Source organism: Nocardia sp. NPDC058058 (assembly GCF_042885355.1).
GTDB lineage: Bacteria > Actinomycetota > Actinomycetes > Mycobacteriales > Mycobacteriaceae > Nocardia.
Genome location: NZ_JBHVSA010000035.1, coordinates 1 through 1196, shown reverse-complemented (window position 1 = coordinate 1196; position 1196 = coordinate 1). Strand labels below are relative to the sequence as shown.

Here is a 1196-nt window from a genome sequence, read left to right as displayed (position 1 = left end):
CTGCTGCTGTGCTGGCGCCGGGGCGCGGCCGAGCGTCCCCTGCAGAAGCTCGTCGTGGGGGCCTGGGTCACCCTCACCGTCGCCACCCTGGCGATGCTGCTGCTGCGCACCCCGTACACCGGCTCCGGTAACTTCGCCGACGCCTTCGACCTCGGCGGGCTGAGGGCCGTCCTGGAGGCCAAGACCGGAGCCTCCCTGGTCTCCCGGCTGCTGCTCCTCGGCGCGGCCGCGCTGTTCATCGCCGTCCTCTTCGGGGCGTACGCGCGGAGCCAGAGCGCCGCCGCCGGACGTCCGAAGGCCGCCAGGTCCTCGGGCGGCCCGAACGGGGCGGACACCGCCAAGGACACCAACGACCTCGCGTTCGGCCTGGGCATCGGCGGAGGGGTCGTCGCCGCCGGCATCGCCGCCACCTGGGCGCTGTCCGAGCACGCTTCCACCGGCATCCAGACCGGTATCGCCATGCCCGTCGACATCCTGCACCTGCTGGCCGTCGCCACCTGGCTCGGCGGCCTCACCGCGCTGCTCGTCGCCCTCCACAAGGTCCCCGGGATCGAGCGCGAGGCCGTCCAGCGGTTCTCCCGGGTCGCTTTCATCAGCGTCCTGGTCCTCACCGTGACGGGCGTCTACCAGTCCTGGCGCCAGGTCGGCAGCTGGTCCGCCCTGACCGGCACCAGCTACGGGCAGCTCCTGCTCGTCAAGGTGGGCCTGGTCGCCGTCCTGGTCACCATCGCCTACGTCTCCCGGACGTGGACCACGCGGCTCGCCGAGACCCCCGCCGGGAAGAGCGCCAAGGTCGTCTCCCAGCGCGATGTTTCACGTGAAACAGAGTCCGTGACCGTCCCCGCCGACCCCAAGCGCGCCGCCCAGCTCGCCCGGCAGCGGGCCGCCCGTGCCAACGCGCGCGAGAAGCAGGTCCGTGACGCCGACTCCGACCGGGTCGGCCTGCGCCGCTCCGTCCTCGCCGAGGCGGCGGTCGCCGTCGTCCTGCTCGCCGTCACCACCATCCTGACCAGCACGGAGCCCGGCCGGACCGCGGAACTGGAAGCCGGCGGCACCAGCGCCGACACCTCCACGGCCGTCCCCGACCGCGCCGTCAAGATCAGCCTTCCGTTCGACACCGGCGGCCCGGCCGGCAAGGGAACCATCCGGCTCGAACTCGACCCGGGGCGGGTCGGGGCCAACGCCGTCCACCTGTG

At 73.4% G+C, this 1196-nt stretch carries 1 protein-coding gene; it reads left to right on the top strand.

The features are described 5' to 3' along the window. Positions 1–54: 54 nt before the first annotated feature. Positions 55–1196: copper resistance D family protein (locus ACFVUS_RS43965; RefSeq protein WP_387781526.1), on the top strand; the 1142-nt coding region annotated here is incomplete at its 3' end.